13 protein-coding genes and 2 tRNA genes are annotated in these 13,929 nt (G+C 54.8%); 13 read left to right on the plus strand and 2 right to left on the minus strand.

Annotation, left to right across the window (positions count from 1 at the left end):
* Positions 1 to 49: 49 nt before the first annotated feature.
* From rpsA to NCG89_RS16445, 7 genes are all read left to right on the plus strand, one after another.
* Positions 50 to 1,726 carry a 30S ribosomal protein S1 gene (gene rpsA, locus NCG89_RS16415; RefSeq protein WP_251087645.1) on the plus strand — a complete coding sequence of 559 codons (1,677 nt, stop codon included), beginning with the start codon at positions 50 to 52 and terminating at the stop codon, positions 1,724 to 1,726.
* A gap of 102 nt (positions 1,727 to 1,828) precedes the next feature.
* Complete coding sequence (locus NCG89_RS16420) at positions 1,829 to 2,116, plus strand: integration host factor subunit beta (RefSeq protein ID WP_251087646.1); 288 nt, start codon at positions 1,829 to 1,831, stop codon at positions 2,114 to 2,116.
* 92 nt (positions 2,117 to 2,208) lie between these two features.
* Positions 2,209 to 2,496, plus strand: a complete 288-nt coding sequence (locus NCG89_RS16425; RefSeq protein WP_251087647.1) for a LapA family protein — start codon at positions 2,209 to 2,211, stop codon at positions 2,494 to 2,496.
* Between the two features lie 127 nt (positions 2,497 to 2,623).
* Positions 2,624 to 3,820: a tetratricopeptide repeat protein gene (locus tag NCG89_RS16430; protein WP_251087648.1), complete on the plus strand. Its 1,197-nt coding sequence runs from the start codon at positions 2,624 to 2,626 to the stop codon at positions 3,818 to 3,820.
* A gap of 5 nt (positions 3,821 to 3,825) precedes the next feature.
* Complete coding sequence (gene pyrF, locus NCG89_RS16435) at positions 3,826 to 4,539, plus strand: orotidine-5'-phosphate decarboxylase (protein WP_251087649.1); 714 nt, start codon at positions 3,826 to 3,828, stop codon at positions 4,537 to 4,539.
* Between the two features lie 200 nt (positions 4,540 to 4,739).
* Positions 4,740 to 5,711, plus strand: a complete 972-nt coding sequence (locus NCG89_RS16440; protein ID WP_251087650.1) for a DHH family phosphoesterase — start codon at positions 4,740 to 4,742, stop codon at positions 5,709 to 5,711.
* Positions 5,712 to 5,716: 5 nt separating this feature from the next.
* Entirely contained in the window at positions 5,717 to 7,489 is a 1,773-nt protein-coding gene (locus NCG89_RS16445) for an SLC13 family permease (RefSeq protein ID WP_251087651.1), read from the plus strand.
* A gap of 105 nt (positions 7,490 to 7,594) precedes the next feature.
* Here NCG89_RS16445 and NCG89_RS16450 read toward each other — a convergent pair whose 3' ends face one another.
* Together NCG89_RS16450 and NCG89_RS16455 are read right to left on the minus strand one after the other, a co-directional pair.
* Complete coding sequence (locus NCG89_RS16450) at positions 7,595 to 7,936, minus strand: hypothetical protein (protein ID WP_251087652.1); 342 nt, start codon at positions 7,934 to 7,936, stop codon at positions 7,595 to 7,597.
* Positions 7,937 to 8,091: 155 nt separating this feature from the next.
* Positions 8,092 to 8,167 (minus strand) — tRNA-Asn (locus NCG89_RS16455).
* Positions 8,168 to 8,346: 179 nt separating this feature from the next.
* On the opposite strand from NCG89_RS16455, the gene uvrB reads away from it, so the two are divergent.
* From uvrB to rplT, 6 genes are all read left to right on the plus strand, one after another.
* Positions 8,347 to 10,374 (plus strand): excinuclease ABC subunit UvrB, encoded by a 2,028-nt coding sequence (gene uvrB, locus NCG89_RS16460; RefSeq protein WP_251087653.1) that lies wholly within the window; start codon positions 8,347 to 8,349, stop codon positions 10,372 to 10,374.
* Positions 10,375 to 10,490: 116 nt separating this feature from the next.
* A tRNA-Val gene (locus NCG89_RS16465) sits at positions 10,491 to 10,567 on the plus strand.
* A 211-nt stretch (positions 10,568 to 10,778) separates the two neighbouring features.
* Positions 10,779 to 12,707, plus strand: a complete 1,929-nt coding sequence (thrS, locus tag NCG89_RS16470; protein WP_251087654.1) for a threonine--tRNA ligase — start codon at positions 10,779 to 10,781, stop codon at positions 12,705 to 12,707.
* Between the two features lie 77 nt (positions 12,708 to 12,784).
* On the plus strand, positions 12,785 to 13,246 hold the full coding sequence (gene infC, locus NCG89_RS16475; RefSeq protein WP_285236383.1) for a translation initiation factor IF-3: 462 nt from the start codon (positions 12,785 to 12,787) through the stop codon (positions 13,244 to 13,246).
* Between the two features lie 51 nt (positions 13,247 to 13,297).
* Positions 13,298 to 13,492: a 50S ribosomal protein L35 gene (rpmI, locus tag NCG89_RS16480; RefSeq protein ID WP_251087655.1), complete on the plus strand. Its 195-nt coding sequence runs from the start codon at positions 13,298 to 13,300 to the stop codon at positions 13,490 to 13,492.
* A 31-nt stretch (positions 13,493 to 13,523) separates the two neighbouring features.
* Complete coding sequence (gene rplT, locus NCG89_RS16485) at positions 13,524 to 13,880, plus strand: 50S ribosomal protein L20 (protein ID WP_251087656.1); 357 nt, start codon at positions 13,524 to 13,526, stop codon at positions 13,878 to 13,880.
* The last annotated feature ends 49 nt before the right edge of the window (positions 13,881 to 13,929 follow it).

Genomic DNA, 13,929 nt, shown 5'->3' on the forward strand with positions numbered 1-13,929 from the left:
GTGCGGCGATATGTGGCATCAGCCACGACTTAATTTCAGGTAATGACGAATGAGCGAAAGCTTTGCTGAACTGTTTGAAGAAAGTTTAAAAACCATTGATATGAAGCCCGGTTCTATCGTGACCGGTGTGGTTATCGACATCGACAGCGACTGGGTAACTGTCCACGCTGGTCTGAAATCCGAGGGTGTGATTCCCCGCGATCAGTTTGTTAGCGAGGGCGGTGAGTTCTCTCTGCAGATCGGTGACGAAGTTCAGGTGGCACTGGAGTCGGTAGAAGACGGCTTTGGTGAGACTAAACTGTCCCGCGAGAAGGCCAAGCGTGCCGAAGCCTGGAAAACCCTGGAAGCTGCCTACGAAGCAGAAGAAACGGTTACTGGTGTTATCAATGGCAAGGTCAAAGGCGGTTTCACCGTCGACATCAACAGCATTCGCGCATTCCTGCCCGGCTCTCTGGTAGATGTACGTCCTGTTCGGGACACTGCCCACCTGGAAGGCAAAGAGCTGGAATTCAAAGTTATCAAGCTGGATCAAAAGCGCAACAACGTGGTGGTTTCTCGCCGCGCGGTGCTGGAGAGTGTGAACAGCGAAGAGCGCGAAGCGCTGCTGGAATCTCTGCAAGAAGGCATGGTGGTTAAGGGTATCGTCAAGAATCTGACCGACTACGGTGCGTTTGTTGATCTGGGCGGTATCGACGGCTTGCTGCACATCACTGACATGGCTTGGAAGCGTATCAAGCACCCCAGCGAAATCGTTAACGTTGGCGATGAAATTGACGTACGCATCCTCAAGTTTGATCGCGAGCGCAACCGCGTGTCGCTGGGTCTGAAGCAACTGGGCGAAGATCCCTGGGTTGCTATCAAAACCCGTTACCCCGAGAACAGCCGTGTTAAGGCTCGGGTAACCAACCTGACTGATTACGGCTGCTTCGCCGAAATCGAAGAAGGCGTTGAAGGTCTGGTGCACGTTTCCGAAATGGATTGGACCAACAAGAACATCCACCCCTCTAAAGTCGTACAAGTTGGCGACGAAGTGGAAGTGATGATTCTGGATATCGACGAAGAGCGTCGCCGTATCTCTCTGGGTATCAAGCAGTGTCAGCAAAACCCCTGGGATGCGTTCGGTTCACGCTTCACCAAAGGCGACAAGATCAGCGGTGCGATCAAGTCCATCACTGACTTTGGTATCTTCATCGGCTTGGAAGGCAACATCGACGGTCTGGTTCACCTGTCTGACATTTCCTGGAATGACAGCGGCGAAGAAGCCGTGCGTAACTTCAAGAAAGGCGACGAGATCGAGACTGTGATTCTGTCTATCGATCCTGAGCGTGAGCGTATCTCTCTGGGCATCAAGCAGCTCGAAGATGATCCGTTCTCCAACTACGTGTCGCTGAACGACAAGGGCAGCATCGTAACCGGTACGGTTAAAGAAGTTGATGCGAAGGCTGCCATCATTGTTCTGGCCGATGAAGTGGAAGGCGTCTTGAAGGCTTCCGAAATCAGCCGCGACAAAGTGGAAGATGCGCGCAACGTGCTGAAAGAAGGTGACAGCGTTGAGGTGAAAATCATCAGCGTTGATCGCAAAAACCGTGGCCTGAGTCTGTCGGTTAAAGCCAAGGACATGGATGACGAGAAAGAGGCGGTGAAAGCGCTGCGTGAGAACCAAAACGAAGCTGCTGCCACCACCATTGGCGACCTGATCAAGGCGCAAATGGAGAACAAGGACTAATGTCCTTTTGCGGGCGTCAGTGGATGGCGCCCGTAAGCCTCTGGCTTCTCAGCAAAAAAATGCTAAGCTAGGCATGATGTTGTGAGCAATGGGACCCGTGCTATGACAAAATCCGAGTTGATAGAGTTGATCGCTGAACGTCAGCCGCAACTGTCTCATAAGGACATAGAATTAGCCGTGAAGACCATTATCGAGCACATGTCTCAGGTATTGGCAACCGGGGACCGTATTGAGATCCGCGGTTTTGGCAGCTTTTCTCTGCATTATCGTGAGCCGCGTCAAGGTCGCAATCCAAAGACCGGTGAGACGGTGCAGTTGCCGGGGAAGTTTGTTCCCCACTTTAAGCCTGGTAAAGAATTGCGCGAGCGCGTGAATCAAAGTCTCGAGTGAGACGGCAGGCCAGGCAGGCTTCATATGGCCTTATTTCTTAAGAAACGGTATGGTCTGTGGCTGTACCGTTTTTTTATGCGCGGAAGGAATGCATGGGCTGGATAAAATCGTTGTTTACGGCTGTGGTTTTGTTGGCGGTATTGGCCGTTGGTGTGCTGTTTACCATCGAAAATGATGTCGCTGTCCCATTGAATGTTCTCGTTGCCGAGCTCCCAGCGCAGCGCCTGTCGACCTGGTTGATCCTGGCATTTTTCCTTGGGGGGTTATTGGGGATGCTGGCGGCGTCCGTGGCCATGGCGCGGTTGCAAACCTCCCGCATGGTCTTGAAGCGCCGCCTCGCCAATCTGGAGCAACAACGGGCGGCGGGGGTGAAGGGGTGAGGCTGTTGTTGCGCTCGCTCTCGCTATGGGGGTTTTCTCCTGCACTCACCACGCTCGCCAAAACACAGGTGATTGGCGAGTAAAATAAGAATTGAGCGGCCCCGCTCCGGAGTAACGCACCGAATTTATGGAAGCCAGCATTACCAATTTTTTGTTGCTCTTTGCTGCGGTGGCGGTTGGGTGGTTGCTCGGGCGCCTGGGTCGGTCGAAGGCGCCTCAATCTGGCGCGCCCCCTGATGACAGCGCAAGTTACTACAAAGGTCTTAATTTTCTGCTAAATGAGCAGGCGGATGAGGCCGTACTTACCGTCGTCAACGAACTGCCGGTACGACTTGAAACCCTGCCTACCCATCTTGCTTTGGGGAATCTTATGCGAAGCAAGGGAGAGGTCGAGGCGGCAATCCGGATTCATCAAAACCTGCTGTCTCGGCCCTCTCTGCCGCGGGAAGAGCTCCACAAGGTGCATCTGGAGTTGGCCAGGGATTATATTTCCGCCGGATTACTCGACCGGGCAGAGCGATTATTGCGGGATTTGGTTGAAGAGTCCCCGGGTTATCGCAATGAGGCCCTTGAGCACCTCCGTCATATCTATCAAACCGAGAAGGAATGGGAGCAGGCCATCGCTGTTGCCATGCGATTGCTGCCCAAGCGCGGATGGTTGCGCAGAGGCAGTGACAAGGGGCCTGTGGCCACTCAAGTATCGCTTTGCCATTACCATTGTGAGATTGTTGAACGCCTGTTGCACGAGGGAGACCTGAAAGGGGCCAGGCGCGAGCTGGCCAAGGCCCAGCAATATGAGCCCGGTAGTCTGAGGTTGGGACTGCTCAGCGCGCAGCTGTCGCTGCAGCAAGGTCGCTCCAGTGAAGCGCTGTCCTGCCTGCAAGACCTGTTGCGCAGTAAGCCAGCCTGGGCGATGCACATCCTGCCGATGTTCAAGAAGGCCTTTGCCGAGGTGGGTGGCGCAGAAAGTTATATGGATGCGTTGGCGCGCCTCGGCAGTGCAACAGATAGCTCAGCGCTGGCAGTGGAGTTGGCGGGGAGCATTGCGCGGCTGGAAGGGCGTGATGCCGGACGGGAGTATATCCGTGCCGTCGCAATGCGTCGGCCTACACTGCGTACCTTATCCTGCTGGCTGGAGCTTTCTGGTGACGAAGTGGGGCCGGCTGCAGCGCAGCTGCGCGAAGTGATTGAGGAAATTTTGGCGACTCGATCGATTTACCAGTGCCGTCAATGCGGGTTTTCAGGGCGAAAGCTCCATTGGTTGTGTCCTAGCTGTGAGCAGTGGGGTACCATTGCGCCTATTCGTGGTACGCAAGGCGACTAGTTTTTATGGCCGTTTCCTCCCCGTTGATTGTCGCGATCGACTTTCCCCAGCGCGACACCATTAACCAGCTTGTTGATCAGCTCGACCCTTCCGCATGTCGTTTAAAGGTCGGCAAGGAACTGTTTACCCGGTTTGGGCCGGAGATCGTCAATGATTTTCACCGCAAAGGGTTTGAGGTCTTTCTTGATCTGAAATTTCACGATATTCCCAATACCGTAGCGGCGGCAGTTCGGGCGGCAGCGGATTTGGGTGTGTGGATGGTGAACGTTCACGCCAGTGGTGGTCGCGCGATGATGGTGGCGGCAAAGGATGCGCTGGCGGACTACGGTGCCGACGCGCCGTTGCTGACCGCGGTGACCATCTTGACCTCTATGGCATCGACCGATCTGCCAGAAATTGGGGTGGATCGTGCGGCAGATCAACAGGTGTCTTTGCTGGCAGGGTTGGCGGCGGACTGTGGCCTCGATGGCGTGGTGTGTTCCGCCTGGGAGGCAGAGACTTTGCGCCAGCAGTGCGGTGCGAGCTTTGCGCTGGTCACGCCAGGGATTCGTCCAGCAGGCAGCGGGCGGGGGGATCAGCAGCGGGTGGCGACACCCAGTGAAGCGATGGCCAAAGGAAGCCATTATCTTGTTGTTGGTCGGCCGATCACCCGGAGCGACAACCCGCTAGCAGTGGTGCAGGCAATTAACCAAGACCTCCAACTGAATAACAATAAATAACACCGCCTTTTGTAAGCTGCAAGCCAGTTCAACAATGCAATAATTTGCCAATCGAGTGAATTGACTGGTATCGATAAAATCGATACTGAGTATTTTTATATCCCGTTTTACTTGTTGTAGTTAAGTCATTAGCATTTTCGAAATTTCGGATAATGCGCACAATTGCAGCAGAATCCTGGTAAGGGAGCGCTAGGCGGTTTATGAAGTATTTCGATGTGTTCAATGGCGATGCCGATGGAATTTGTGCGCTGCTGCAATTGCGGCTGGCGGATCCCCGTGACAGCGAGCTAATCACCGGGGTAAAGCGAGATATTTCGCTGGCCAAACAGGTTAAGGCCAAGGCGGGCGATAAGGTCACTATTCTGGATGTGTCGCTCGATAAGAATCGGGATGCGGTCGTTGAGCTCCTCGGCGCAGGTGCTGAAGTCTTCTATGTTGATCATCATTTCGCTGGCGATATTCCTGATCACAGCGCATTGACGACGCGCATCAACACGGCCTCAGATGTATGCACGGCGCTATTAGTGAACGGCTATTTGAAGGGGCAGTTTGCGTTGTGGGCGATCGTGGGCGCATACGGTGACAACCTGCGCCAAAGCGCCGCGGCACTGGCAAAAGGGCTCGATCTCGACGAAGCTCAGCTAACGGCGTTGGAGAATTTGGGTATCTATCTTAACTACAACGGTTATGGTGCCAGTCTGGACGATCTGCACTTTCATCCGGCGGAGCTTTATCGGCAACTATTGCCGTTCCCCAATCCGCTGGAATTTATGGCGGTTACCGGCGGGGCCTTTGAGAAGCTCGAGACCGGCTACAAAAATGATATGGCGGCCGCGGCACAGCTCCCGCCCGCTGAGGCCGACCAAGTAAGCGCAGTGTATATCCTGCCAAACGAACCTTGGGCGCGCCGGGTCAGTGGTGTCTATAGCAATGACTTGGCCAATGACAACCCGGATCGAGCTCATGCGGTGCTAACCGAAAAAGCCGACGGAAACTACCTGGTGAGCATTCGTGCGCCCCTAAATAACAAACAAGGTGCAGATGAGTTTTGCCGTCAGTTCCCTACTGGGGGCGGCCGCGCTGCAGCAGCGGGAATCAATGATTTGCCGGCAACAGGCCTTGCCGACTTTATGTCCCGCTTTGCGCAGTTTTATGGGGCCCTCGCGAGCTGAGCGCCGTGTTTACCCTTGATGCCTGGATCACCCTCGCCGTTATCACCGCCTGTTTCGGTGCGCTGATCTTTACCCGCCGTCCGGCGGATATGGTTTTGTGTGGCGGTGTCACGATCTTGCTGTTGTTGGGCGTGCTCACGCCCGCCGAGGCACTGGTCGGGATGTCCAATGAAGGTATGGTCACGGTGGGTGTGCTCTTTATTGTCGCCCAGGCCTTGTCTGAAACCGGGGTGGTCAGCTGGATCTCAAACAATATCCTGGGTCGGCCCAAGTCCGTTTCTGCTGCCCAGTGGCGGCTGATGGCGCCCGTGGCGGCGTTCAGCTCAGTGTTAAATAACACCCCGGTTGTGGCGATGATGGTGCCGGCGGTTAGAGACTGGGGTAAGCGCAACCGTATCTCCGCGTCAAAACTGATGATCCCGCTAAGTTATGCCGCCATCATCGGTGGTACCTGCACCCTGGTGGGGACCAGTACCAACTTGGTGGTAAACGGCATGCTGATTAATCAGCTGCCAGAATCCGCCTTGGGAATGTTTGATTTAGCCTGGGTGGGTTTGCCCTCGGCGCTGATCGTTATGCTGGCAACGGTGATCTTGGGCCGCTGGTTGTTGCCCGACCGCAGTGGCCAGGTTGAGCGCTTTGAGGACACCCGCCAATACATCGTCGAAATGCTGGTAGAGAAGGGGAGCCCGATTGTTGGGCAGTCCATTGAAGGTGCCGGGCTGCGGCAATTGCCGGGCATGTTTCTGATCGAAATTGTTCGCGATAACCGCATTTTGTCTGTTGTTGCGCCGGAAGAGGTGTTGTTGGTCGAGGATCGTCTGATCTTTGCTGGTGATGTGCGTTCGGTGGTCGACCTCAAAAATATTCACGGCTTGAAGCTCGCGGAAGATCAGGACTTTAAAATTGGCGGAAATAATGAGTCTCGATGTCTGGTAGAGGTGGTGGTAGGTCCCACCTTTCCCCAACTCGGGCGGCCAATTAAAGAGATGCGCTTTCGCAACAAGTATGGCGCGGCAATCATCGCGATCTCGCGTAATGGTGAGCAATTGAAGGGGCGGATCGGCGATGTTGAGCTGGAGCCCGGTGATACGCTTCTGCTTGAAACCCACGACGAGTTTGTTCGCAACCAGCGCTACTCCAAAGATTTTCTGTTGGTCAGCGAGATAGAGAACTCTCGTCCGGTCCGTCATGAGCTGCGCATTCGCGCTGCCTTGATCATGCTAGGTATGGTTGCTGTTGTTGCGATTGGCTGGTTGAGTATGATCAAGGCAGCGTTCGTGGCGGCCGGATTGATGGTTGTTACCCGCTGCATTCGAGCCAGCGATGCTCGGCGCAGCGTAGATTGGCAGGTATTGTTAGTGATTGCTGCCTCTATTGCTCTGGGCGGGGCGTTAGAAAAAAGCGGCGCGGCGTCGGTTATCGCGAATTTATTGGTGGGTGCTGCCGGTAGCTCTCCTATGCTGACCCTGGCAGCGGTATTTTTGGTGACAGCGTTGTTTTCGGCTGTGATTTCGAATCTTGCTGCGGCAGTGATTGTTTTCCCGATTGCCCTGGCGGCCAGTGCCCAGCTCGATGTCAGTGTGGTGCCGTTTGCGGTGACCTTGATGATGGCCGCATCAGCCAGCTTCGCGACCCCAATTGGCTACCAGACGAACTTGATGGTCTACGGTCCTGGGGATTACCGCTTCTCTGATTTTCTTAAAATTGGCACGCCGCTAACGCTGATTGTTGGTGTGGTGACGGTGGTGATTGCGCCGATGGTTTGGCCATTCTGATAGGGCTGGCCTGGTGGTGTGGTTGTCTGTCGAGATGTCAGGATGGCCGGCACGATGGGTCATAGCTTATCGGCGGGGTTTGTGTAGGGGCGTGTTAGAAGTGGATTAGCCCTGACAATTCCGCTTGGCCAGGGTCTTGCCAATCTGATTGGTCGCTAAATCCTTTGCGTCGGAGACGTAAACGGTCACAGCCTGGCTTGCAAAGCCGAAGTGATTCAATTTTTCGCACGCCATCTTAGCGGTGGTTTTTGCCGAGACCACTTCCTTTTTTACCCCCAACACCAGTGCATCATGGCGCAACCAAAAGGCATGGGTGATGGGTTGTCCGGTCAAGCCCAAAAAATATTTTGCTACCTTTTGATGGGCGGTACTGAAATCGGGTGTCTGGGCGATGGTGGCATCGGCCAGCAGGAGGAGGGTCAGGGCGGTGGTGGCAATGTTCTTCATTGGTGCTCGTCTCAAAACTCTAAGCAAGACTAGCGTGATCATTGGTAACGAAGCAAAGAAATCTTGCTAAGCGATGCGGCGGTTTAAATGCTGCTGCACCAGTATCCGTGCAACAAAAAAAGCCCCGAAGCGCTAGCTTCGGGGCTTTTCATGTTTGGCTCCGCCTGCTGGGCTCGAACCAGCGACCCAATGATTAACAGTCATTTGCTCTACCAACTGAGCTAAGGCGGAACAGCTTCATCAGCTGAGGCCGCGCATATTAATGATGTTTCCCGGGAGCGTCAAGCCCTGCTCGGGGATTTTGTGGGATTTATGGTTTTTCCTGTTTTATCTGAGGCTTAGCGGTTTTTGAGATCGCCGCTTTCAGCGAGTAATATGGCGGATTACCTTGTCCTTGAAAGCGCATTTTTATGAGCAAAGCCTTCAAAGTGGTTTCCAAGTTTGAGCCCGCCGGGGACCAGCCAAAAGCGATCGCGGGGCTGGTGGAAGGGGTGAGGGCCGGGCTTCATGCGCAAACCTTGCTGGGGGTGACTGGCTCGGGGAAGACCTTCAGTATCGCGTGCGTGGTAAAAGAGTTGCAGCGGCCAACCATCGTTATGGCCCCGAACAAAACCTTGGCCGCCCAGCTCTATGGCGAGTTCAAGGAGTTCATGCCTGAAAACGCGGTGGAGTATTTCGTTTCCTACTATGACTACTATCAGCCCGAGGCTTACGTTCCCGCCTCTGACACCTTCATCGAGAAGGACGCCTCGATTAACGACCATATCGAGCAGATGCGGCTTTCCGCCACCAAAGCGCTGATGGAGCGCTCCGATGCCATCATTGTGGCATCGGTGTCGTCTATTTATGGTTTGGGTGATCCGGAGCAGTATTTCAAGATGGTGCTGCATTTGGTTAGGGGCGAGCAGATCGATCAGCGCAAACTGCTGCGCCGCCTCGCTGAACTCCAATACACCCGCAACGACATGGCATTTCAGCGCGGGACCTATCGTGTGCGTGGGGATGTGATTGATATCTTTCCCGCGGAGAGTGATAAGAATGCGGTGCGGGTTGAGCTATTCGACGACGAAATCGAAACCATTACCAGCTTTGATCCGCTCACCGGCGAGTCCTATGGCAAGTTGCCCCGGGTGACCATCTACCCCAAGAGCCATTATGTGACTCCCAGGGATACCCTGCTGAAGGCTGTCGATAAGATCGAGGAAGAGCTGAAACAGCGGCTGGATCAATTGCGTGGCAACGATTTGCTGGTGGAGGCTCAGCGTCTTGAGCAGCGTACCCGCTACGATCTTGAGATGATCCGCGAGCTGGGGTACTGCAACGGCATCGAAAACTACTCGCGTTACTTGTCGGGCCGCGAGCCCGGCGAGCCGCCACCGACCCTGTTTGATTATCTGCCGCCCGATGCCCTGGTGGTTATCGACGAATCCCATGTCACGATTCCCCAAATCGGTGCCATGTATAAGGGCGATCGTTCGCGCAAGGAGACGCTCGTTCAGTACGGCTTTCGTTTGCCGTCGGCCTTGGATAATCGGCCGATGAAATTTGAGGAGTGGGAGCGATTGGTGCCCCAGCTCATTTTTGTGTCGGCGACGCCGGGCCCCTATGAGGAAGAGCGGGCAGCGAGAACGGTAGAGCAGGTGGTGCGCCCGACTGGCTTGGTAGACCCTGAGGTAGAGGTGCGGCCGGCTACCACCCAGGTTGATGATTTGCTCTCGGAAATTCATTTGCGAGTCGCTGCGGGGGAGAGGGTGCTGGTGACCACCCTGACCAAACGGATGGCCGAGGACTTGTCCGAGTATTTGGATGAGCACGGTGTAAAGGGGCGGTATTTGCACTCCGACATCGACACGGTCGAGCGGGTGGAGATTATACGAGACCTTCGTTTGGGTAAGTTTGATGTGCTGGTCGGCATTAACTTGCTGCGGGAGGGGCTCGATATGCCGGAGGTGTCTCTGGTAGCCATTCTTGATGCAGATAAAGAGGGCTTTTTGCGTTCGGAGCGCTCGCTGATTCAGACCATTGGTCGAGCGGCAAGGAACCTCAATGGCAAGGCCATTCTCTACGGTGACAATATTACTGGTTCGATGCGTCGCGCTATTGATGAGACGGAGCGGCGCCGGGCGAAGCAGATGGCCTTCAATGCCGAGCATGGCATTGTTCCAAAAGGGGTAACCAAGTCCATCGCGGATATCTTGGATGCCGGTGCCGTTCCGGGTGCCAAGGGTGGCAAGCGTCGCGGTGAGCAGCGCAAAGTGGCTGAGCCCAGCGGTGATTACCTGCTACAGGCCGAGTCTATGTCGCAGGAGGAGCTGGTCAAGCTGATGAAAAAACTGGAGCAGGAGATGCAGGCCCACGCGAAAAACCTGGAGTTTGAGGCGGCGGCCCGCGTTCGGGACAAGCTCGTCGAGATCAAGCAAAGAATGTTCGTCAATTGAGGTTGTGCTGGATTGAGGGCCTGATTATAATGCGCGTCCTTCGGCAGCCGTGGCGGTCTTTGGTCGCTACGCAAACCACTGCGATGCAGGGATAGATATACTGCCAGAACAAATTTAGGACCATAGCTCAGTTGGTTAGAGCGCTACCTTGACATGGTAGAGGTCGGCGGTTCGAATCCGCCTGGTCCTACCAAATCGCTACGCCCGCAATCTGCGGGCGTTTTGCTTTGTGATAGGGCGGTATTCATACCCGGTCTTTTTCAGGGGCTGGCATTTTGACCGATGCTTGCAGCGGCTTGTTTCAGGATAGATAATGCTGGCCCACTTCAGGTTGCCTCGCCGGGCGCCTGCCAAAACAAACACGTGGCCTATCGTAGGGGTCACCACTGGAATAAGGATTTGATATGCCCCGCATAACCCTCCCCGATGGTAGTCAGCGCAACTTCGATAAGCCGGTCTCTGTGTTTGAGGTCGCTGCGGATATTGGCCCTGGATTAGCCAAGGCAACGCTGGGTGGCCGGGTAAACGGTGAGCGTCGTGACGCCTGCGACGTGATCAGCGACGATGCCGAATTGACCCTGTTTACCCCTAAAGATCCCGATGGTCTTGAGATCATCCGTCACTCCTGTGCCCACCTTTTAGGGCATGCGCTGAAGCAGCTCTGGCCAGAGGCCAAAATGGCCATCGGTCCCACCATTGATAGCGGCTTCTATTACGATATCGATCTGGATCACACTCTGACCGAAGAGGATCTGGACAAGCTGGAATCGCGGATGAAAGCGTTGGCCGCGACCGGTTATGAGGTGATTAAAAAGAAGGTGTCCTGGGATGAGGCCAGAGCGGCCTTTTCGGCTCGCGGCGAGACCTACAAAATTGAAATCCTGGAGCGCGATATCGCCCGGGACGATCAGCCTGGCCTGTATCACCACGAAGAATATGTGGATATGTGTCGGGGCCCCCATGTCCCCAATATGAGCTTCTGCAAGCATTTTAAATTGCTGCGGGTCAGTGGCGCCTATTGGCGGGGCGACTCAAACAACAAAATGCTCCAACGGATATACGGCACTGCCTTCGCTGACAAAAAGCAGCTTGCTGAGCATTTGAAGGTCATGGAAGAGGCCGCGAAGCGGGATCACCGCAAGGTTGGCAAAAAACTCGATCTGTTCCATATGCAGGAAGAGGCACCGGGGATGGTGTTTTGGCACCCAAAAGGCTGGAGCATTTATCAGACCATCGAGCAGTACATGCGCGGCAAGCAGCGCGAGCAGGGCTACCGTGAGATCAAAACCCCCCAGGTAGTCGATATTTCGTTGTGGGAGAAGTCGGGTCACGCCGATAAGTTCAGCGATGGTATGTTTCGCCTGTCGGCAGACGAGCGCGAATTTGCCGTTAAGCCGATGAATTGCCCTTGTCACGTTCAGGTATTTAACCAGGGTTTGCGAAGCTACCGGGATTTGCCGCTGCGCCTGGCCGAGTTCGGCAGCTGTCACCGCAACGAGCCGTCCGGCTCACTGCACGGCATTATGCGGGTGAGAGGCTTCGTCCAGGACGATGCCCATATTTTCTGCACCGAGCAGCAAATCCAGGAAGAGGTCGCCCAGTTCATCGATTTTCTTCACGACGTCTATGCCGACTTTGGTTTTAGCGAGGTCATCTATCGACTGTCGACTCGGCCAGAGCAGCGGGTAGGCAGCGATGCCGACTGGGATCGCGCCGAGCAGGCCCTGGCGCTGGCGCTCGACAGCAAGTCACTGCCCTGGGAAGAGCTGCCGGGCGAAGGCGCGTTCTATGGGCCGAAAATCGAATTCTCTCTCAAAGACTGCATCGGCCGCGTTTGGCAGCTGGGCACCATTCAGGTGGATTTCTCCATGCCCGGCCGCCTTGGCGCGCAATATGTGGACGAGGCGGGCGAGCGCAAAACCCCGGTGATGTTGCACCGCGCGATTCTGGGATCCTTCGAGCGTTTTATCGGAATTCTGATCGAACATTACGAGGGCGCCTTTCCGCTGTGGCTGGCACCCGTTCAGGCGGTAGTCTGTAATATTACCGACAAGCAGGCGGATTTTGTTGGCAATGTTCGGGATTTCCTGCAACAACGGGGGTTTAGGGTCGATGCGGACTTGAGAAATGAGAAAATCGGCTTTAAAATCCGCGAGCACACAATTCAGAAGGTACCGTACCTGTTTGTCGTCGGTGACAAAGAGGTGGAAACGCAAACGGTAGCCGTACGTGCACGTAGTGGCGAGGACCTGGGTTCACTTTCCCTTACTGATCTAGCAGAGCTTCTCGCTGAAGGCGTGGCCAATCGTAGCCGCGCAAACCCGGAGAATTAGCAATTAAACGCGAAAACGCAAAAGGGCGCGGTAAAAGAGCGCTGATTAACGACGAAATTGAAGCCCGCGAAATTCGGTTGATTGACCAAGAGGGCACCCAGGTTGGCATCGTCTCCCTTGCCGAAGGGTTGAAGGCGGCGGAAGAAGCCGAGCTGGATTTGGTTCAGATTGCAGACTCAGACCCAGTCGTCTGCAAAATTATGGACTACGGCAAACATGTTTTCGAAGCCAAGAAGCAGCAGGCTGCGGCTCGAAAAAACCAGGTTCGGACCCAGGTCAAGGAAGTCAAATTCCGGCCCGGGACGGATGAAGGGGATTATCAGGTAAAACTGCGCAACCTGATACGTTTCCTTGAGCACGGGGATAAGGCCAAGGTAACCCTGCGTTACCGCGGTCGTGAGATGGCCCACCAGGAATTGGGCTTGCAGTTGCTACAGCGAGTGGAAGCAGACCTCGCTGAATACGGCGCTGTTGAGCAATTTCCAAAAATGGAAGGTCGTCAGGCAACCATGGTTATCGCCCCCAAAAAGAAAAAGTAGCGAGCTCTTTGGGCCTACTTAACTGAAAAATGCAATGCGGAGTATCTAACGATGCCAAAAGTAAAGATCCACAGCGGGGCGGCAAAACGCTTCAAGAAGACCGGTAGCGGTTACAAGCGTAAGAGCGCTCACAAGAGCCACATCTTGACCAAGATGACCACCAAGCGTAAGCGTCAGCTGCGCGGCACCAGCGCTGTCCATAAGTCGGACAAAGTATTGGTTGACCGCATGTTGCGCGCCATCTAAGCCCAGTCATCAAGATTAAGAGGATTACCCTATGCCCCGCGTAAAACGTGGTGTGACCGCTCATCGCCGTCACAAGAAAATTCTGAAACAAGCTAAAGGCTACTACGGTGCGCGCTCGCGGATTTACCGCGTTGCCAAGCAGGCCGTTATCAAAGCTGGCCAATACGCTTACCGTGACCGTCGGGTTAAAAAGCGCACCTTCCGTGCCCTTTGGATCACCCGTATCAATGCGGCTTCTCGTGCCAATGGCCTGAGCTACAGCCGCCTGATTGCCGGTCTGAAAAAGGCGGATATCGCACTGGATCGCCGTGTGCTGTCTGATATTGCCGTTCATGATAAAGAGGCGTTTGCCAGCATCGTTGAGCGTGCGAAAGCAGCCCTGGCCTGATCTTTCTCTGCTGCCCCTCGGCAGCATTGAAAAACGCACGTTGAATAGG

The sequence above is a fragment of the Spongiibacter taiwanensis genome (assembly GCF_023702635.1).
GTDB lineage: Bacteria > Pseudomonadota > Gammaproteobacteria > Pseudomonadales > Spongiibacteraceae > Spongiibacter > Spongiibacter taiwanensis.